At 70.9% G+C, this 18534-nt stretch carries 20 protein-coding genes and 4 tRNA genes; 13 read left to right on the forward strand and 11 right to left on the reverse strand.

Annotated elements, in window-relative coordinates; genetic code table 11:
• Nucleotides 1-2 precede the first annotated feature (2 nt).
• The 3 genes from ACIHAD_RS33320 to ACIHAD_RS33330 are packed head-to-tail and all read left to right on the forward strand — an operon-like array spanning nt 3 to nt 3129.
• Nucleotides 3-1355 carry an ABC transporter substrate-binding protein gene (locus ACIHAD_RS33320; RefSeq protein WP_397358667.1) on the forward strand — a complete coding sequence of 451 codons (1353 nt, stop codon included), beginning with the start codon at nt 3-5 and terminating at the stop codon, nt 1353-1355.
• The gene (locus ACIHAD_RS33325) at nt 1355-2299 is read left to right on the forward strand and encodes a carbohydrate ABC transporter permease (protein WP_397358668.1); all 945 of its coding nucleotides are present in this window, start codon (nt 1355-1357) and stop codon (nt 2297-2299) included. Before ACIHAD_RS33320 ends, ACIHAD_RS33325 begins: the two co-directional genes overlap by 1 nt.
• Nucleotides 2299-3129: a carbohydrate ABC transporter permease gene (locus ACIHAD_RS33330; protein ID WP_397358669.1), complete on the forward strand. Its 831-nt coding sequence runs from the start codon at nt 2299-2301 to the stop codon at nt 3127-3129. The genes ACIHAD_RS33325 and ACIHAD_RS33330 overlap by 1 nt, the downstream gene beginning before the upstream one ends.
• Here ACIHAD_RS33330 and ACIHAD_RS33335 read toward each other — a convergent pair.
• Nucleotides 3107-3526, reverse strand: coding sequence for an alpha/beta fold hydrolase (locus ACIHAD_RS33335; RefSeq protein WP_397358670.1), 420 nt, complete (start codon nt 3524-3526; stop codon nt 3107-3109). The two genes, ACIHAD_RS33330 and ACIHAD_RS33335, sit on opposite strands and share 23 nt — an antisense overlap.
• On the opposite strand from ACIHAD_RS33335, the gene ACIHAD_RS33340 reads away from it, so the two are divergent.
• Nucleotides 3506-3736, forward strand: a complete 231-nt coding sequence (locus tag ACIHAD_RS33340; protein WP_397358671.1) for a hypothetical protein — start codon at nt 3506-3508, stop codon at nt 3734-3736. The genes ACIHAD_RS33335 and ACIHAD_RS33340 overlap by 21 nt on opposite strands.
• 259 nt (nt 3737-3995) lie before the next feature.
• Here the strand turns inward: ACIHAD_RS33340 and ACIHAD_RS33345 are convergent.
• Nucleotides 3996-4070 (reverse strand) — tRNA-Val (locus ACIHAD_RS33345).
• 451 nt (nt 4071-4521) lie between these two features.
• Between ACIHAD_RS33345 and ACIHAD_RS33350 the strand changes: the two genes are divergently transcribed.
• Entirely contained in the window at nt 4522-4938 is a 417-nt protein-coding gene (locus ACIHAD_RS33350) for an SsgA family sporulation/cell division regulator (protein ID WP_020547189.1), read from the forward strand.
• Nucleotides 4939-4997: 59 nt separating this feature from the next.
• Here the strand turns inward: ACIHAD_RS33350 and ACIHAD_RS33355 are convergent, their stop codons facing one another.
• Nucleotides 4998-5609 (reverse strand): DUF305 domain-containing protein, encoded by a 612-nt coding sequence (locus ACIHAD_RS33355; protein ID WP_397358672.1) that lies wholly within the window; start codon nt 5607-5609, stop codon nt 4998-5000.
• An 82-nt stretch (nt 5610-5691) separates the two neighbouring features.
• Between ACIHAD_RS33355 and ACIHAD_RS33360 the strand changes: the two genes are divergently transcribed.
• A complete protein-coding gene (locus ACIHAD_RS33360) occupies nt 5692-7086 on the forward strand; it encodes a hypothetical protein (protein WP_397358673.1) in 1395 nt (464 codons plus the stop codon).
• A gap of 51 nt (nt 7087-7137) precedes the next feature.
• Here the strand turns inward: ACIHAD_RS33360 and ACIHAD_RS33365 are convergent, their stop codons facing one another.
• From ACIHAD_RS33365 to ACIHAD_RS33375, 3 genes are read right to left on the reverse strand one after another with little or no spacing between them, the layout of a single operon-like run.
• Nucleotides 7138-7968, reverse strand: coding sequence for an aminotransferase class IV (locus tag ACIHAD_RS33365; RefSeq protein ID WP_397358674.1), 831 nt, complete (start codon nt 7966-7968; stop codon nt 7138-7140).
• On the reverse strand, nt 7965-8915 hold the full coding sequence (locus ACIHAD_RS33370; protein WP_397358675.1) for a chorismate-binding protein: 951 nt from the start codon (nt 8913-8915) through the stop codon (nt 7965-7967). Before ACIHAD_RS33370 ends, ACIHAD_RS33365 begins: the two co-directional genes overlap by 4 nt.
• Nucleotides 8916-8944: 29 nt before the next feature.
• Entirely contained in the window at nt 8945-9862 is a 918-nt protein-coding gene (locus ACIHAD_RS33375) for a LysR family transcriptional regulator (protein ID WP_397358676.1), read from the reverse strand.
• Between the two features lie 57 nt (nt 9863-9919).
• Here ACIHAD_RS33375 and ACIHAD_RS33380 point away from each other — a divergent pair, with 57 nt between their 5' ends.
• Nucleotides 9920-11092, forward strand: coding sequence for a Rid family hydrolase (locus ACIHAD_RS33380; RefSeq protein WP_397358677.1), 1173 nt, complete (start codon nt 9920-9922; stop codon nt 11090-11092).
• Between the two features lie 10 nt (nt 11093-11102).
• On the opposite strand, the gene hutH is transcribed toward ACIHAD_RS33380, so the two are convergent.
• The 3 genes from hutH to ACIHAD_RS33395 are packed head-to-tail and all read right to left on the reverse strand — an operon-like array spanning nt 11103 to nt 13975.
• A complete protein-coding gene (hutH, locus tag ACIHAD_RS33385; protein WP_397358678.1) occupies nt 11103-12653 on the reverse strand; it encodes a histidine ammonia-lyase in 1551 nt (516 codons plus the stop codon).
• A 15-nt stretch (nt 12654-12668) separates the two neighbouring features.
• Complete coding sequence (locus ACIHAD_RS33390) at nt 12669-13376, reverse strand: ArsR/SmtB family transcription factor (RefSeq protein ID WP_397358679.1); 708 nt, start codon at nt 13374-13376, stop codon at nt 12669-12671.
• Nucleotides 13377-13420: 44 nt separating this feature from the next.
• On the reverse strand, nt 13421-13975 hold the full coding sequence (locus tag ACIHAD_RS33395) for a hemerythrin domain-containing protein (protein ID WP_397358680.1): 555 nt from the start codon (nt 13973-13975) through the stop codon (nt 13421-13423).
• A gap of 112 nt (nt 13976-14087) precedes the next feature.
• Between ACIHAD_RS33395 and ACIHAD_RS33400 the strand changes: the two genes are divergently transcribed.
• The 6 genes from ACIHAD_RS33400 (at nt 14088) to ACIHAD_RS33425 (ending at nt 16787) form a co-directional block, all read left to right on the forward strand.
• Nucleotides 14088-15287: a hypothetical protein gene (locus ACIHAD_RS33400; RefSeq protein ID WP_397358681.1), complete on the forward strand. Its 1200-nt coding sequence runs from the start codon at nt 14088-14090 to the stop codon at nt 15285-15287.
• On the forward strand, nt 15259-15924 hold the full coding sequence (locus tag ACIHAD_RS33405; RefSeq protein WP_397358771.1) for an SDR family oxidoreductase: 666 nt from the start codon (nt 15259-15261) through the stop codon (nt 15922-15924). Before ACIHAD_RS33400 ends, ACIHAD_RS33405 begins: the two co-directional genes overlap by 29 nt.
• An 86-nt stretch (nt 15925-16010) precedes the next feature.
• Nucleotides 16011-16082: transfer RNA gene (locus ACIHAD_RS33410), tRNA-Gly, on the forward strand.
• A gap of 15 nt (nt 16083-16097) precedes the next feature.
• Nucleotides 16098-16168, forward strand: a tRNA-Cys gene (locus ACIHAD_RS33415).
• 6 nt (nt 16169-16174) lie between these two features.
• A tRNA-Val gene (locus ACIHAD_RS33420) sits at nt 16175-16249 on the forward strand.
• A 106-nt stretch (nt 16250-16355) separates the two neighbouring features.
• On the forward strand, nt 16356-16787 hold the full coding sequence (locus tag ACIHAD_RS33425) for a nuclear transport factor 2 family protein (protein ID WP_397358682.1): 432 nt from the start codon (nt 16356-16358) through the stop codon (nt 16785-16787).
• Nucleotides 16788-16891: 104 nt separating this feature from the next.
• Here ACIHAD_RS33425 and ACIHAD_RS33430 read toward each other — a convergent pair whose 3' ends face one another.
• Together ACIHAD_RS33430 and ACIHAD_RS33435 are read right to left on the reverse strand one after the other, a co-directional pair.
• Nucleotides 16892-17725, reverse strand: coding sequence for an alpha/beta fold hydrolase (locus ACIHAD_RS33430; RefSeq protein WP_397358683.1), 834 nt, complete (start codon nt 17723-17725; stop codon nt 16892-16894).
• Nucleotides 17726-17871: 146 nt separating this feature from the next.
• Nucleotides 17872-18513, reverse strand: coding sequence for a TetR/AcrR family transcriptional regulator (locus tag ACIHAD_RS33435; RefSeq protein ID WP_397358684.1), 642 nt, complete (start codon nt 18511-18513; stop codon nt 17872-17874).
• Nucleotides 18514-18534: the final 21 nt, after the last annotated feature.

Consider the following 18534-nt stretch of genomic DNA (forward strand, 5'->3'; position numbering starts at 1 on the left):
AGATGAGAAGGACGTCCATCGCGGTCCTCGCGCTGACGTTGACCGCCTGCGGCGCCCCGGCCGCCCCCGCCGGGGAGGAGTTCTCCCTGCCCACCGCGGCCGCGTACTTCACCACCGCCTGCCCCGAGGCCGGCGCCAGGCCCCTCACGGACAAGGAGCTGACCTACTGGTCGATGTGGACCAAGGACGAGCCGCAGGGCAAGGTCCTGCGGTACGCCGCCGACTGCTTCACCAAGAAGACCGGCGTCAAGGTCACCGTCCAGTGGCTGGGCCGCGCCTACCTGCGGCAGAACCTGTTACCCGCGCTCAACACCGACACCGTCCCCGACCTGTTCGACCAGGACCTCACCAACATCAGGGCGGCGATCACCTCGGCCGGCGGCACCCGCCCCCTGGACGACGTGCTGGCCATGAAGACCGGCGACGGCGTGGTCCGCGACGTGCTGCCGGCCGCCTACCGGGACAGTGCGGCGATCAAGGACGCGGCGGGCAAGCCGTTCGCGGTGCCGTACATCGTCATGGGCAACGCCTGGTGGTACGACAAGAAGAAGATCCCGAACCTCAAGCCGCCCAGGAGCATGGACGACCTGTACGCGCTGTTCGGCGACCGGTCCGTCGCGCTCGACGGCGACATCGGCTACTACGCCGCCTGGTTCTTCGACCAGCTCGCCGCCCGGTACGTCGGCCCCGGCGGGCTGGCCAGGGCCGCGCAGGACCCCACCGGGCAGCTCTGGAAGAGCGACCCGGGCTTCCTCAAAGCCGCCGAGCACACCGCCAGGATCGCCGGCCACCTGGTCGACGGCTGGGACGCCGGCAAGTTCCCGCAGATCCAGCAGCGCTGGGCCGACGGCGACGCCTCCTACCTGTTCATGGGGAGCTGGGGGCCGACGGAGACCCGCGAGTACCTGGCCAAACAGGGCGGCGGCCAGAACATCGACTACGGCTCCTTCCAGTTCCCCATGCCGGACGGCGCCACCCACGACGTCATCGAGGTGCAACAGGTGGCCTTCGGCGTCACCGCCAAGGCCAGGCACCCCGAGGCGGCCAAGGCGTTCATCGCCTACTTCCTCACCCGCGACCTGCTCGCCGGCCTGCCCGCGGTGGCCGACAGCCTCACCCCGCGGGCCGACCTGCCGGTCCCGTCCGACCTCGCCGACCTCAAGGCCGCCCTGGAGGACCCGGCCAAGAAGCACACCCTGTTCATGGACGGGCTGGACGGCGTCGCCGACGGCAAGTTCGCCGAGCAGGTGTTCTACCCGGCCGACAACGACCTGCTCAAGGGCAGGCTGACCCCCGCCGCCTTCGTGGACAAGCTGGCCGAGGCGACCGCCGCGTTCTGGAAGACGCAGGGCTGATGGCCCAGACCCTCGCGGCGGGCGGGCGTGCCCTGCCCGCCGCCGTCACACCGCACCTGCGCAACCGGCGGCGGCTGTTCTGGCCGTTCACGCTGCCCGCCATCGCGCTGTACGTCGTCTTCCTCGTCGGCCCGGCCGTCGCGACCGTGGTGCTCGGCTTCACCCGCTGGTCGGGCGCGGGACCGGTCACCTTCGTCGGCCTGGAGCAGTACGGCAGGCTGCTGGGCAGCGAGTCGTTCCGCGACGCCTTCGTCAACACGCTCGGCTACATCGTGGCCGGCGGGGCCGGCACGTTCGTGTTCGCGTTCCTGTTCACGATGGTGCTGCGCGGCATGCGGGCCTCCAAGACGATCCGGGCGATCCTGTTCTTCCCCAACATCGTCGCGCCGGTCGCGCTGGGCATGTTCTTCGGGTTCGTGTTCACGTACAACCCGGGGCGGCAGGGCCTGGCCAACTTCCTGCTGGAGTCGTTCGGCCTGCCCGCGGCCCGGTTCCTGCGTCCGGAGAACGTCACCTGGGTCGTGATGGGCGCGCTGGTGTGGGCCAGCGCGGGCTTCTACATCACCATCATGATGGCCGCCGTCGACCGCATCCCGCCCTACCTGTACGAGGACGCCGAACTGTGCGGGGCCTCCCCCTGGCAGCAGTTCCGCGCCGTCACCCTGCCCCTGACCTGGGACGTGGTGGGCATCGCCGGCGTGCTCTGGACGATCGGCGCGGTGAAGATCTTCGAGATGGTGTTCGTGCTCGCCGGCCCCGGCACCTACTCTCCGCCCAGCAGGACCTGGACGCTGGCCGTCTACGTCTACGACCGCTCCTTCGGCACGCAGGGCACGCCCGAGTACGGCGCCGCCTGCGCCTGCGCGGTCGTGATGATCGTCCTGGTGACCGTGCTGGTGACCGCGCTGCGCAGGATGATGCGCAGGGAAAGGCTCGAATTCTGATGCTGAGGATCGTCGGCAGGACGGCCGTCTGGCTGTTCACCGGGCTCAACGTGCTGCTGCTGTACTGGCTGGTCGCGGCGTCGTTCAAGACCCCGCTGGAGATCTTCCGCGACCCCTTCGGGCTGCCGCGCACCTGGTTCGCGAGGGGAAATCCGTTCCGCAACTACCTCTACGCCTGGAACCAGGCCGAGTTCGGCCACGCCTTCCTGGTCACGGTCGTCCTGGTGGCGGCGGCCTCGGTCTCGATCGTGCTGGTCTCGGCGCCCGCCGCCTACGCGCTCAGCCGGTTCGGCGTACGCGGCTCGGGACCGCTGACCGGATTCCTCGCGCTCGGCATGGGCGTCCCCGTGCAGACGGTGATCATCCCGCTCTTCGTCGGCCTGGCCGACCTGGGGCTGACCAACAGCCTGTTCGGTCTCTACCTGCTCTACGTGGCCCTGTCAGTGCCGTTCACGGTGTTCCTGCTGACCGGCTTCTTCCGCACCCTGCCCGAGGAGACGGAGGAGGCCGCGGCCCTCGACGGCGCGTCCCCCTTGCGGACGTTCGTCTCCATCACGCTGCCGCTGGCCCGCGGCGGCATGATCACCGCGCTGATCCTCAACGCGATCGGCCTGTGGAACGAGACTCTGCTCGCCATCGTCTTCATCCAGGAGAACGAGGGCTTCACCCTGGCCCGCGCCCTGTTCACCTTCTACGGCGCGGCCACCTACCAGTCGGAGTACGGGGGGCTGATCGCGGGCGTCGCGATCGTCGTGCTGCCCATGCTGGCGCTCTACCTCGTCCTGGCCCGCCGCATCATCACCGGGCTCACCCTGGGCGCGGGCAAGTAGCAGGACGCCGACCGGCTCCCCTCGGCAGGCGGGCCCCGAACACCGGGTACCTTGTCTGTTCGTGATCTCCTATCGCCATCCGGCGAGAAGGCCGCTCACCTCCCTGGTGAACCCCTCCACGTTGTCGAGCCAGGTGCACCGCGATCGTCCCGCCCATGCTGTGCGCGACCACCTGCGCCGCGCGCACGTCCGCCGCCCGCAACGCGGTCGCGAGCGCGTCCGCGTGCTCCTCCATGGTGTAGCCGAACGCGGTGGGCCGGTCGCTGGTCCCGAACCCCAGCAGGTCCACGAACAGGCTCCGGTGCCCGGCCAGCTCCGGCGGCGGCTCGCCGAACCTGACGAGCCGTTCATCACCGACGAGAACCGCCGGTTCACGATGCTGGCCTTCCTGCGCCACCTCGACGAGCCCACGCTCCAGGCGGGTGTGCTGCGACGCAGACTGGCCTTCCTCACCGAACCGGCCGGCTTCTTCTGGGACGGCGACCGGCCCCTGCGGGCCGCCGACTTCGACGACCCGTTCCGCGAGGGGCTGTTCACGATCGCCACCGCGACCAGCAGGACCGAGATCGCCTGGCTACGACAAACCCTGACCGCGCTGGGCCTTTAGAGCGGCGGGCATGTGCCGCAGCCACCCGGCGGCAGGAACATCGTGCGCGATGCCCTTGGTGCTCGGGGCTCTTCGGTGCGGATACCCGTGGTGAGGCTGAGCACCACGTAGGCGTGCAGGCAACGTCCGTCGCGAGTTCCCGGGTGATCCATCGACAACAGATCCAGCCCGTCATTCAGGACGGCGCGACTGTCACTCGGATTGTCACCTGAAAGATCAAAAGGGCCACTTCCCGTTTTTGGGATGTGGCCCTTGACCGTGGTGGGCGATACTGGGATCGAACCAGTGACCTCTTCGGTGTGAACGAAGCGCTCTCCCGCTGAGCTAATCGCCCGCCCTGTCGGCGCCTTGCGGTGCTGACGGGGAAAACCATACCGCACTCTTGGGGCGGTGGCGAAACGGAGCGTCCGTGGGGCGATCTTCGGAAGCTCGGGCTGGGAGGGATTCGAGCGAAAGGCGGCGGTTGCCCACCGGCGTGGTGGGTCGGTGTCATACCATCGACGTGTGCCGGAAGGCACCGATCGCGATCTTTTCAGGAGAAACGTTCTTGGTCGGGCCCATCGGGGCAGGCTCTACAACAGCAAAACCCTCGCAAATACGACCCGATTGATGCCGTTTAGCCAGGTAGATGCCTAAATGTCCAGCTGTGATGTGCGTTACAGAAGGCCCTTGAGGCGGAATCTTTCCTACAGGTTTCTTCGTTCCGCGTCATAGCTCAGGACGAAGTCCGTCAGAGCAGTGAAAGCCCCGAAGAGGGGACCTACGACGAAAAGGTTTGGCTGACGATGAACAGCACCACCGTCTCCGCCGAGCTTGGCCTTCGGCTAGTGGTCCCCGACCGTACTACCGTCCCCCTGCTCGCCGGACTGAGCTACACAGCCGACGATCCGTATGCCATCCGCATGGCCTTCCACGTAGGGAACGACGAGCCGGTCGAGTGGATCTTTGCTCGTGAACTGCTGACCGTAGGCATCGTGCGGCGGGTCGGCGACGGCGACGTGCAGGTATGGCCCGCACGCGCCGATGGCGAGCGCACCCTGCACATCAGCCTCACCTCGCCGTTCGGGCAGGCGCTCTTCGAAGTGCCGCTGGCCCCCCTCACGGAGTTCCTCCACCGGACGTACGAGAAGGTGCCCGCGGGGCGCGAGACCGACTTCATGGACCTGGACGCCGAGCTGACCAACATGCTCTGGCCGTCCTGATCTCCCTCGCCCGAGGCCCCGGTGTCCACCCCGACGCCGGGGCCTCGGCATGTCCGGCGTCAGGACGGGAGGGTGGTCCCGGCCTGGCGCATGCGTTCGATCTCTATGCTCTGGCCGGAGTAGACGTCCCTGGCGAGCAGGCGCATGCGGTGGTCGCGGCCGCCGGCCAGCTCCTCCCCCGCCATCTTCACCGCGCCCTGGTGGTGCCGGGTCATCAGGCTCAGGAACATCCGGTCGAACGCGGCCCCCTTGGCCGCCCTGAGGGCGTTCAGCTCCTGCTCGGTGGCCATCCCGTAGCCGGTCGCCGCGCCGTGGTCGTGGTCGGCGGGGGCCGGGCGGCCGAGTTCGGCGAGCCAGACGGTCATGGCCCTGATCTCGGGGGTCTGGGCGGCGGTGATCGAGCGGGCGAAGGCGCGGATGACCGGGGTGGTCGTACGGGCCTCGACCAGGGCGGTCATCTCCAGCGCCTGCCGGTGGTGCGGGATCATCGCCTCGGCGAAGCGCACGTCGGCGGCGAGGGTCGGGGCCGGGCTCGGGCCGACCCGTTCGCCGGGCGTCGCCGTACGGGCCGGGGCTCCGGGGCTGCCGGGCACCAGGACGGGGGCGTCCGTCCCGACGACCTGGACGTCCGGGACAGGCGGCGGAGAACAGGCCGACAGCGCAAATGTCATCACAACTGTGATGAAGACCGTACGCGGCCACCAACGTGCTGGCATAACTTCCATAGTGAGCCACGAGAGACAAAGGGGACGCGTGTTGATCTTCGCCAAGCTGCGCGGAGCGGTGTTGTGCGCGGTGTTGCTGCTGGCTACGGCGTGTGCGGGGGAACCTCCGTCGGCCGGTGATCCGGGGCCGGCCTCGTCGCGCGAGAGGGGCCCGGCGTCCGACACGGCGTCCGGTACGGCCTCGGGCTCGGGCGAGGTGCTGACCAGCGCCAACGTCAAGCACGTGGCGAACGTCCCGCGCACCGGCCCGTTTGCCGGGGATGACAACTTCAACACCGACATGGCCTTTCAGGGCGACTACGCGTTCGTCGGGAACTTCGCCGGGTTCGTGATCTACGACATCAGCGATCCGGCCGAGCCGAAGACGGTGAGCCAGGTGTCCTGCCCGGCGCAGCAGAACGACGTCAGCGTGCACGGCGATCTGCTGATCCTCTCGGTCGACGAGCCGCGCGGCAGCGCAGGCTGCGACTCCAACGAGGAGACCCGCAACTGGGAAGGTCTGCGCCTGTTCGACATCAGCGACAAGAAGAGCCCGCGCTACGTCGGCGCGGTGCTGACGGACTGCGGCTCCCACACCCACACCATGGTCCCCACCGACGACAAGCTCTATGTCTACGTCTCCTCCCCCGGCCCGGAGCCGGACTCGCGGACCTGCTCGCCGCCGCACCAGAACATCCAGATCGTGGAGATCCCGCTGGACGACCCCAAGTCCGCCAAGGTCGTGGCACAGCCGAACATCTTCCCGCAGGAGCAGAACACCGAGATGTTCGCGGGCTGCCACGACATCACCGCCTACCCGGAGAAGAAGCTCGCCGCGGCGGCCTGCTTCGGCGACGGCGTGCTGCTCGACATCTCCGACCCGGTCAAGCCCCGGGTGATCCAGCAGATCCGCGACACCGAGAACTTCCAGATCTGGCACTCGGCGACGTTCAACAACGACGCGACGAAGGTCGTCTTCGGGGACGAGCTGGGCGGCGGCAGCCAGGCCACCTGCGACGCCGGCACCCCGCGCACCAAGGGCGCCGACGCCGTGTACGACCTGGTGAACGGCAAGCTGGAGCGCCGCGGCTACTTCAAGATCCCGCGCGACCAGGAGAAGGACGAGAACTGCGTGGCCCACAACGGCTCGCTGATCCCGGTGAAGGGCAAGGACGTCATGGTCCAGTCCTGGTACCAGGGCGGGGTGTCGATCTGGGACTTCACCGACTCGGCCGCCCCGAAGGAGATCGGCTTCTTCGAGCGGCGCCCGTACCCGGAGGGCGGCATCGCCGGCTCCTGGTCGGCCTACTACTACAACGGCTACATCTACTCCAGCGACATGCGCGAGGGCCTGGACGTGCTGCGCATCGACGACCCGATCACGGATCCGGCCAAGCAGGTCAAGATGGACGACTTCAACGTCCAGACGCAGAAGTCGTACTAGGGAGTGGAAAGATCGGGCCCCGCCGGGAGGCGGGGCCCTGTGGCCGGCGGGTCAGGGGTTGAGGTCGGCGGCGGCGCGCTCGGCGAAGATCCGCATCGCCTTGGCGGTGATCGGGCCGGGCGCGGCGGGCAGCTCGGTCCGGTCGACGAGCCCGATCGGCTGGATGTCGCGGGTGGTGGAGGTGAGGAACGCCTCCTCGGCCTCGTACAGGGCCTGCAGCGGGACGTCGGCCTCCTCGCCGCCGCACCATTCGAGCACCAGCGCGCGGGTGACGCCGGCCAGGCAGCCGGAGTCGAGCGTGGGGGTGATCAGGCGGCCGTCGCGGACGATGAAGATGTTGGAGCCGGTGCCCTCGCACAGGTTGCCCGCGAGGTTGCCGAAGATCGCCTCGCCGGCGCCCTGGTTCTTGGCGTGCAGCAGGGCCTTGGCGTTGTCGCCGTAGGAGGTGCTCTTGACGCCGGACAGCGCGCCGCGCTCGTTGCGCGGCCAGGGGACGACGGCCACGTTCGCGGTCGCGGGGAACGGCTTCTGCTCGTCGACGATGACGATCGAGGTGGTGCCCTGGTTCCCGCGGTCGGAGCCGAGCGGGCCCGGGCCGCTGGTGTAGGTGATGCGGACGCGGCCGAGCGGCCAGGCGGGGGCGGCCGCCAGGAGCTTGCCGACGCCTTCGGCGATGGCCTCGACGTCGGGGTCGGGCAGGTCCATGCGCCGGGCCGAGAGCGTGAGCCGGTCGAGGTGGCGGGTGAGCGCGAACGACTCGCCGTCGACGATCTTGATCGTCTCGAAGACGCCGTCGCCGACCATGAGCCCGTGGTCGAACACGGAGACGGTGGCCTGCGCGGGGTCGATCAGCTCCCCGTTGACCCAGACAGGGATGTTCATCGGTTTCCTCCTGAAGATGCGAGTGAGATGAGCCTGGATGCCTTCAGCTCGGTCTCGGACCACTCACGCGCGGGGTCGCTGCCCCACGTGATGCCCGCGCCGGTGCCGAAGCGGATCTCGCCTGCTGAGATCCAGAATGTTCTGATGCCCACGGCCAGCGCCGCCCTGCCCCGGTCGGCGTCGACCCAGCCCACGGCACCACAGTAGGGCCCCCGGGGTACCGGTTCGAGCTCATTGATGATGCGCAGAGCGGACGACTTGGGCGCGCCCGTGACAGATCCGGGCGGGAATGTGGCGGCGAACAGCTCCGGCCAGCCCACTCCGGGCGCGAGCCTGGCCCGCACGGTGGAGACGAGGTGGACGAGACCGGGATGCTCCTCGACCGCGCACAGAGAGGGCACCTCCACCGAGCCGACCGCCGCGACCCTGCCCAGGTCGTTGCGGACCAGGTCGACGATCATGACGTTCTCGGCGTAGTCCTTCTCCAGCAGGTCGGCGGCGGTGACGCCGGTGCCCTTGATGGGGCCGGACTCCACGACGTCGCCTTCGCGCGACAGGTACAACTCGGGCGAGGCCGACACCACGCTCAGCCCCGGCACGTCGATGACGGCGGCGTACGGGGCCGGGTTGCCCTCGGCCAGCCGGGCGGCCAGCGCCAGCGGGTCGGCGCCGGGCGGGACGGGGGCGGACAGGACGCGGCAGAGGTTGGCCTGGTAGACCTCGCCCCGCTCGATGTGGTCGCGGATCGCGCGCACGCCGCGTTCGTAGGCGGCGCGGTCGAGCGAGGTACGCCACTGACCGGGATGTGGACCGTGCCAAGGGCCCCTGGGTGCGGGCAGGGCGGACGGGCGCACGCGGTCGAAGCGGGCGCAGGTCACCTTGCCCTCGTAATCGGCGACGACGGCCCACCAGCCCTCGCCGTCGAGCGCGGCGAGGTCGGTCGTCACGTCCCGGAGTCCGGTGGCGAGATGGCCGTTTAAGTGGGCGAAACCGTCGTACACATCTCCCATTGTCCCAGCATTTCGACCAGTTCCAGCGCGGCGGGCAAGGGAATCTCGGGAAGGGCCGCGTACACCGTACGGACGGGGGTGGCGCCGCGCAGCGGTTTGAGCACGAGGTTCGGCGGGACCGCCCGCGCGGCCAGCTCGGGCACCAGCGTCACGCCGAACCCGGCGGCGACGAACCCGAACTTCCCCGACCATTCGGCCACCCGCAGCCCGCCACGCGGCGTGAACCCGGCGGCGGCGCACGCGGCCACCAGCGGCGTGGGCTGCCCGCGCGGCGCGGCCTCGATCCAGCTCTCCTCCGCCAGGTCGCGCAGGTCCACGTCGGGATCGGCGGCCAGCCGGTGGCCGGCGGGCAGCGCGACGAACAGCCGGTCCTCGCGCAGCCGTACGAGCCGGGCGCCATCGGCGGGCAGCCCGGCCGGGTAGTCGCTGATCACGGCCACGTCGAGCGCCCCGGCGTGCAGGCGTTCCACGAGCCGCGCGGTCAGCCCCTCCGTCAGCCGCAGCTCGATGCCGGGATGCGCGGCCATGAACCGCTTCAGCGTGTACGGCATGAGGTCGACGTTGGCGGTGGCGAACGCGCCCACGCGCAATGTGCCGCCGCGCCCGCCGTGGATGGCGGCCAGTTCCTCGCCGGCGCGGGCCAGCCGGTCGAGCACGGCGACGGCGTGCCGGTGCAGGGCCGTGCCGGCGGGGGTCAGGCGCACGCCGCGCGGGAGGCGTTCGAACAGCGGGCCGCCGCCGGCCCGTTCCAGCGCGGCGATGCGCCGGGAGACCGCCGACTGGGTGTAGCCGAGCAGCTCGGCGGCGGCGGTGAAGGACCCGCTTGTGGCCACCTCGTCGAAGAGGCGGAGGGCTTGGAGATCGAAGGCATTCGTGTCAGGCATGGCTGCCATGCAATCTAGTCGGTGGTGGAATACCTCGCATCCCTGTTGACTGTGCCCGTGATTGCATTTCTTGGACAGGGACGCATGGGCGTCCCCATGGCTCGGCGACTCGTGGAGGCCGGGCACAAGGTGACGACGTGGCGGCGCGGGAGCGGGGTGACGGTCGCTGAGGCGGTGGACGGCGCCGAGCTGGTGATCACCATGCTCAGCGATCCGGCGGCGGTGCGCGAGGTGCTGACGGCCGCGCTGCCCGGCCTGCGGCCCGGCGCGACGGTGGTGGAGATGTCCACGATCGGCCCGGAGGCGGTGCGCGAGCTGCGCGCGCTGCTGCCCGCGTCGGTCGGGCTGGTGGACGCGCCGGTGCTGGGCAGTGTGGGCCCGGCGGCGGACGGCTCGCTGGTGGTGCTGGCCGGTGGCGACGTCTCGGGCTGCCGCGAGGTGCTGTCGGTGCTCGGCGGTGTGCGCGAGACCGGGCCGCTGGGTTCCGGCGCGGCGATGAAGATCGCCGTCATGAGCGCGATCGTGCCGGCGCAGGTGCTGGTCGCCGAGACGCTGGCGTACGGGGCGGCGCACGGCGTGGACCGGGACGTGCTGCTCGACGTGCTGGCGGGCACGCCGCTCGGCCAGATCGCCGAACGGCTGCGCACGCCCGCCACCGAGACCCGGTACTCGCTCGGCCTGGCCGCCAAGGACCTGGAGCTGGCAGCGTGGGAGGGCGCGTCGATGGCCACGGCCGCGCGGCAACGCCTTCAGCACGCGCGGGCGGCCGGGCTGGGCGACCGCGACCTGACGGCGGTCGCCGAGCACGTCGGCGGCGCCCCCGCCGGCCGCACCCCCGCCGGCCGCACTGTGCCGCTGAACCTGTCCACGATCCCGGCCACGAACGGCGCGTACTCGCACGCGGTGCGGGTCGGCGACATGCTCTACGTCTCCGGCCAGGCCGCCTTCGACGAGCAGGGGAAGGTGGTCGCCCCCGGCTCGCTGAAGGACCAGGCCGAGCACATCTTCGCGGTCACCACCCGCATCCTGGCCGACCAGGGCGCGACCTGGCAGGACGTCGCCTTCATCCGGACGTACCTGACGGACATGGACGACATCCTCCAGCTCAGGGACGTGCGCACCCGGTACGTCACCGGCACTCCCCCGGCCAGCACGACCGTCGAGGTGTCGAAGCTGTTCCGGCCGGGGCTCGTGATGGAGATGGACCTGATCGTCGCCCTCCCCCGATGAGCAGGACGGGCTAGTCGAGCGGCCCGGTGACCGACTCCGCCGCGGCCACGACGCCGCCCTCGGCCACCAGCCGCACGGCGGATTCGATCTCCGGCGCGAGGAAGCGGTCGGGGCCCGGCGCGGGCACGTTCTCGCGCAGCGCCCTGACCACGGCCGCGGTCGCCGGCGCGGGCTCCAGGGGGGCGCGCAGGTCGAGCGCGCGGGCCGCGGTGAGCACCTCGACGGCCAGCACCCTCGTCAGCCCGTCGACCGACCTGCGCAGCTTGCGCGCGGCCGACCAGCCCATGGAGACGTGGTCCTCCTGCATGGCCGAGCTGGGGATCGAGTCGACGCTGGCGGGCACGGCCAGCCGCTTCAGCTCCGAGACGATCGCGGCCTGGGTGTACTGGGCGATCATGTGGCCGGAGTCCACGCCGGGGTCGTCGGCCAGGAACGCGGGCAGGCCGTGGTTGCGCGCCACGTCGAGGAAGCGGTCGGTGCGACGTTCGGACATCGAGGCCAGGTCGGCGGCCACGACGGCGAGGAAGTCGAGCACGTAGCCCACGGGCGCGCCGTGGAAGTTGCCGTTGGACTCCACCCGGCCGTCGTCGAGCACGGCCGGGTTGTCCACGGCGCTGGCCAGCTCCCAGCCGGCCACGGTGGCGGCGTGCGCGATCGTGTCACGGGCGGCGCCGGCGACCTGCGGGGCGCAGCGCAGCGAGTACGCGTCCTGGACGCGGGTGCACGCCTGCGGGTCGCGGTGGCTGGCCATGATGCCGGAGCCGGCGAGGACCTTGGTCATGTTGGCGGCCGACCTGGCCAGGCCCGGGTGCGGGCGCAGCGCCTGGAGCTCCGGCATGAAGACGCGGTCGGTGCCGAGCAGCGCCTCCACGCTCATCGCCGCGCTGATGTCGGCGGTCCTGACCAGCCTGGTGAGGTCGGAGATGGCCAGGATGAGCATGCCCAGCATGCCGTCGGTGCCGTTGATCAGGGCCAGGCCCTCCTTGGCGGCCAGCTCGACCGGCTCGATGCCGGCCTGCTTGAGCGCGTCCCCGGCCGGCCGGAGCTCCCCGGCGGCGTCGCGGACGACGCCCTCGCCCATCAGCGTCAGCGCCACGTGGGCCAGCGGCGCGAGGTCGCCGGAGCAGCCGAGGCTGCCGTACTCGTGCACGACCGGCGTGATGCCGGTGGTCAGCAGCGCGGCCAGGGTCTTGGCGGTGCCCGGCCTGATGCCGGTGTGACCGGTGGCCAGGGTGTGCAGGCGCAGCAGCATGAGCGCGCGCACCACCTCGGTCTCCACCTCGGGGCCGCTGCCCGCCGCGTGCGAGCGCACCAGCGAGCGCTGGAGCTGGGCGCGCAGCGCGGGGTCGATGTGGCGGGTGGCCAGTGCGCCGAACCCGGTGGAGACGCCATAGGCGGGTACGGGGCTCTCGGCAAGTTCGTCCACCCGCTGGCGGGCGGCCGCCATGGCGGCCACCGCGTCGTCGGTGAGCTGCACGGGGGCGCCGTGGCGGGCCACCCTGATGACGTCGTCGAAGCTCAAAGGCTCGGGGCCGACGTTCACGACTCCGTTGTCGCGCATGATCGTCTCTCTCACTTAGGTAACCGGCGTACCCGATGTTAGCTCCTTACTCGGGAAGATCGCCGCCAGCCCTTCCCTCCCCTCGTCGGTGAGGACCACCGCGCGGGGCACCGATCCGCGCCGGTACCAGCCGCGTTCCAGCAGGACGTCGGTGATCGCGGCCCCCAGGGCGCCGCCGAGGTGCGACCGGCGTTCGGTCCAGTCGAGGCATTCCGGGGCGAAGCGCCGCCTGGCCCTGCGGGCACCCTCGACGTCCACCCCCAGGCCCATGAGCAGCCGCTCGCCGTCCGGGGTGAGGTCCTGGCGGTCGTAGTGGCCGCCCTCCCTGAGCCGGTCGAGCAGGGCGACGCCGGCGCGTCCGGCCAGGTGGTCGTAGCAGGTGCGGGCCTCCTCCAGCAGGCGCGCCTGCCGGGACTGCCGCAGGGAGCGCACCGGCGGACGGGCGCTCACCCTGGCCAGCGTCTCCAGCACCTCGGCGATCTCGTGCCCGGCCAGCCGGTAGTAGCGATGGCGGCCCTGCCGGACGACGTCGACCAGGCTCCCGTCGAGCAGCCGGGCCAGATGGGCGCTGGCCGTGGCAGCGCTCACCCCGGCGACCCTGGCCAGCTCGCCGGCGGCCAGTGCCCGGCCGCCGAGCAGCGCCGTGAGCATGGCGGCCCTGGTGGGGTCGGCGATCAGCCCGGCCACGGGCGCGATGTCGGCGTCGCGAGCGATGTACTCCATGCTCACGACGCTAATACACCGACATTTCGCCCTGGAACGAAGTGTCAGCCGCGGTCCCCCAGAGCCTTCCTGATGATCTCACGGGCCCGGTCCATCAGCGCGAGAGGCGTGCCCACCAGCACGTTCTTGGTCGCCGACTCCACGCCGGGACGCGGTCGCAGCGGCCCGACCGCCTCGGCCGCCCGCACCGCCGCCGCCATGGCCCGGCGTTCCACGACGGAGGTGTGGTGGCGGAGCTGGGCGAACTCGTAGCGCTCCTCGCTGCGGGCGTGCGCGGTGACCGCCGTACGCAGCTCGGCCAGTTTCTCCCAGAACGCCGGATGGTCCACGCCCGCCCGGTCGATCTCGACGAGCAGGTGCTTGGCCCGGTTCTCCTCGGTCAGCCGGTCGGCCACCACGCCGGGACCGCCGTCCACCTTCCTGCGCGCGTACGGGTGGACGATCTCCTCCTCGGCGGTCTCGTGCACCGCCAGCAGGCGCGTCAGCCGTTCGAACGCCTCCCCCACCCGTTCCGGCGGCGCCTGCTCCACCTCGTCGAACAGGTCCCTGATCTGGCCGTGCTGGGCCATCAGCACGTCGATGACATCGTGTTCAGCCACGTCCAGCGGCCTACCCGGGCGCCGGTCGGGCACGCGCCTCCTTACCGAACGCGGGTCGTTCGGCGACACAACGCGGAGGTTGCCCCACCAGGGCGCGGGTAGGCGCAGCGACATGGCCTTCGACCCACTCCAGGAGCGGGGCATCCCGCTGGACGAGCAGTTGCGCAACTGGCGGGAGCTCGACGTCCCGCCCATCGATCCCGACCACGCCGATCCCTACACCCGGTGCCGGATCATCACGATGAACGGCATCGAGACCGAGGCGATCCTGTTCAGCCACCAGCTCGCCCGCCACTGCACCGACCCGGAGCTCAAGCGGCAGCTCGCCCGCGTGCGCTACATCGAGGCGCAGCAGCAGAAGGCGGTCAACTGGCTGCTGCCCGGCGTCTCGTCGGTGCTGGAGACCACCATCGCGTACGAGCAGGTCGCCGTGGACCTGACGGCGTGGGTGGCCCGGATGGAGCCGGACCCGTACCTGACGCAGGCGTACCAGTTCGGCGTGCTGGAGGACTTCGACCACCTCTACCGCTACGCCAACCTCTACGAGATGATCGAGCACCGCAAGGCCGAGAAGATCGTGGACGGGGTCACCGAGGTGATGCCGGGGCGCCCGACGTACCTGCACCACCGCGACCCGGTCGACAACGTGCGCGAGCCGTACGACCGGCACCGCACCGAGCCGCTGTCCAAGCTGCACGCCCTGACCGTCATGGCCGCCGAGCAGCAGACCATGAACTTCTACATGAACGTCGGGCCGCTGGCCATGGAGCCGATCGCGCGCCGGCTCTACCAGGAGATCGGCATGGTGGAGGAGGAGCACGTCACCCACTACGAGTCGCTGGTCGACCCGGGCGAGAGCTGGTGGGAGATGCTGCTCAACCACGAGTACAACGAGTGCTACCTGTACCACTCGTTCATGGAGACCGAGTCCGACCCCAGGGTGAAGGCCATCTGGGAGCTGCACCTGAACATGGAGATCGAGCACCTGCGGCTGGCCTGCGAGCTGTTCAAGCGGTTCGACGGGCGCGAACCCGACCAGGTGCTGGCTCCCGAGCTGCCGCCGCCGGTGACGTTCGAGCCGAACAAGGCGTACCTGCGGGAGCTGCTGGCCACCCAGATCGACTGCACCACCCTGGGCACCGGGTACGTGCAGGAGGCCCACGAGCGCTTCTCGCGGATGCAGGAGGCGGTCATGGGCGGGGAGAAGCCGCCGTCGGAGCAGGTCATCGACGACAACCGGGGGGTGTCGGGGCGGGAGTACCGGCTGGAGACGGAGGGGCCGCATCCGGCGGGCATGCAACTGGGCCGCTGAACCGGAGCGGCCACGCGGCCTGGGAGCCGTGATCGCGCGCAGGCTGGCCGCCGACGGTCTGGCCGTCGCCGTCAACTACCGTTCCGACCGCGCGGGCGCGGAGAAGGTGGTGGCCGAGATCCAGGCCGAGGGCGGCGCGGCGGAGGCGTTCGCCGGGGACGTGACCGACGAGGGCCAGACCGCCGACCTGGTCGCCCGCGCCGCGACCCGCCTCGGGCCGTCGGAGGTGCTGGTGGTGAACGCGACCGGGCCGCAGCCGCCGGTGGCGGTCGAGGAGCTGACCTGGCAGGACCACCTCGACCAGCTCCTGTTCTTCGTCAAGAGCCCCACGCTGCTGGTTCAGGCCGTACTGCCCGGCATGTCCGCCTACATCGCCGCGAAGGCCGCCCAGCACGCCATGACCCAGACCTGGGCCCGCGAGCTCGGCCCGTACGGGATCACGGTGAACGTCGTCGCGCCCGGCTGGATCCCGGTGGAGCGGCACGCGGGCGTGGACGAGGCCGACTACCTGGCCGAGGTGCCGCTCGGCCGCATGGGCACGCCGGCCGACGTGGCCGCCACGGTCTCCTTCCTGGCCTCGGACGGCGGCGCGTTCGTCACCGGCCAGCGCGTGACCGTCAACGGCGGCCACGCCTAGGACGACCTGCGCGGAAGTGCTCCGGTTTGGGGACTCGGCGAGGATTCGCTAGAGTTCTCTCGTCGCCCGGCACGAGCGGGGCGCACGCGGAAGTGGCTCAGTGGTAGAGCATCACCTTGCCAAGGTGAGGGTCGCGGGTTCGAATCCCGTCTTCCGCTCGGGGCTTCCGGCTCGGTGGCGTGGCCGAGAGGCGAGGCAGCGGCCTGCAAAGCCTTCCACACGGGTTCAAATCCCGTCGCCACCTCTGCAAGGACGATTAGCTCAGCGGGAGAGCGCTTCCCTGACACGGAAGAGGTCACTGGTTCAATCCCAGTATCGTCCACCATCACTCATCAGCCAGGTCGGCGGTTCGCCGGCCTGGCTGATGCGTTTCCGGCCGTTCCCGGGTGGCGGGTCTGGTGTTGGTAGCAAGCGTTTGGTTCGATCAGGGTATGGACGCCCTGGAAATCGCCGACCGCCTGGAGATCGCCGACCTGCTGGCCCGATACTCGCGGGCCATCGACTCCGGTGAGTGGGACCTGCTCGACCAGGTCTTCAGCCCCGACGCGGTCATCGACTACCGGTCCGCGGGCGGGATCAGGGGCGGCCTGGCGGAGGTCAAGAGCTGGCTCGCCGAGGTGCTGCCGAACTGGCCGGGACGCCTGCACCTGATCGGCGCCGCGCGGATCGTCCTCACCGGCGACCAGGCGCGGGTGAGCGCGCCGTTCACCGACACCCTCGCCCCCACCCGGGACATGGCCACGTCCGACGCCAAGGGGTTCGTGCACGGCGGCGGGTGGTACCACCACCGGATGCGTCGCACCTCCGGCGGCTGGCGGAGCGAGGAGCTGGTGGAGGAGCAGAGCTGGCGCACGGCCCAGTGAGCCCGCCGAGACGTCCCTTCGGTTTTGCATCGAGGCGGTGACCCGGGGAACGGCTTCGCGGCGGGGTTGTTCAGTGCGCCTGCGTCCGCGTTGGTGCGGTTGCTTCAGTGTGGCCGCTCGGCGTGGGTTGCGGTGAAGGCCAGGAGCGGGATGGCGGTCTGCTCGGGGTCCTCCAGGATGGGGGTGTGGCCGAGACCGGGCAGCAGCTCGACCTCCGCGCCCGGCACGATGCGGTAGTCGGCGGAGGACGAGGAACGCCATCTGCGGTCGTCCTCGCCGAAGATCACCAGCAGCGGCTTGCCGAGGGGCGCCAGCCGGTCCGGGAGCGGCCGTTCTCCCAGGTAGTCGCGGGTGCCCTGCATGGTCGCGGCGAGCGTGTGGAGGGTCATGCAGCGCACCTCGTCCAGGAGCTCGTCGGGGAGCTCGTAGCCAGGGCGGCTGAAGCCGGCGCTCGCGAACCGGCGGAGCTGTTCGTCGGTCGGCGGCCACTGTGAGGGGGCGATCGCGGCCGACGCCGGGGCGATGAAGGCGTCCAGGCTGGGGCCGGTGTTGATGAGGACGAGCGCGGCCACCAGCTCGGGACGCTGTTCGGCGAGGGCGGTGGCGACCGCGCCGCCGCTGGAGTGGCCCGCGACCACGGCCCGCTGGACGCCGATCCGGTCGAGCGCCTCGCCGACCCGGCGGGCCTGATCCGGGGTGGTGTAGCCACGGTCGTCCGGTTTGGCGGAGCGGCCGTGGCCGAGCAGGTCGATGCGGATGACGTGGTGGGAGCCCGTGAGCAGGGGGACCAACTGGTCCCAGGAACGGACCGAGGACGCGGAACCGTGGATGAGGAGGAGGGCGGGGGCATCGCGGGGGCCGTCCTGGCACACGTGGAGGTCGCCGTCGTCCAGGGAGAGGTTCGTGCTGGCGGTGTTGTTGCCGTCGGAACTGGTCATGGGCCTACTGTCGCGGCCGACATGCGCCGAAGGATTGGACGAATGTTCCCTCGGGCTGCTCGGCGGCGCCTGGAACGGCGCGCGATGCGGCGTGGTTCCGCGAGCGGCCATGACGCTGCTTCTGGGACCGCAGCGAACCGAGATGCTCACCGGTCAACGCATGGCCCCGGCGGAGAGGCGGGCGGGGCGGGGAGGGCGCATTGGGTGGTGTCGGTGGCGTAGGAGAGGAGGAGGTGGCGGGCCGTGGCCGTGTCGAACGGCTGCACCGCGTCCACCAGATGCAGCCCCAGCCCGTCCTCCAGCGCCACCAGGTTCCGGGCGATCGTCATGGCGTCCCGCGTCAACGTGAAGACCCCGGTCGCCGAGCCCGCCTCCAGGATCGCGGCGTACAGGGCCACCTGCCGCTCGTACAGCCTGATGTGCTGGGCCGCGTACGCCGGGTCGCGCCGGGCGTACGCCCCCAGCTCGTACAGCAGCACGCACAGTTCGTCGCGCGGACCGGCGGGCAGGCCGCTGCCGATGGTGATGACCAGGCGCCGCCGCAGGTCGGGCTCGCGCGCGGCGGCGGCCTCGCGGGCGGCGCAGAACCGGTCGACCGCCTCGCGCTGCACCTCCTGCAGCAGGTCGGCCATGCTCGGGAAGTAGTAGAGCACGGAGCCGGCCGACATGCCGGCGACCTCGGCGACGTCGCGCAGCCGCAGGTCGAGGATGCCGCGTTCGAGCACCGCCCGGCGGGCGGCGGTGACGAGTTCGGCCCGCTTCTCCCGGGCCCGGCTGGGTCGCGCCATGGCCGCGATTCTTCATAGGCC

The sequence above is a fragment of the Nonomuraea sp. NPDC052265 genome, assembly GCF_044547985.1.
GTDB lineage: Bacteria > Actinomycetota > Actinomycetes > Streptosporangiales > Streptosporangiaceae > Nonomuraea.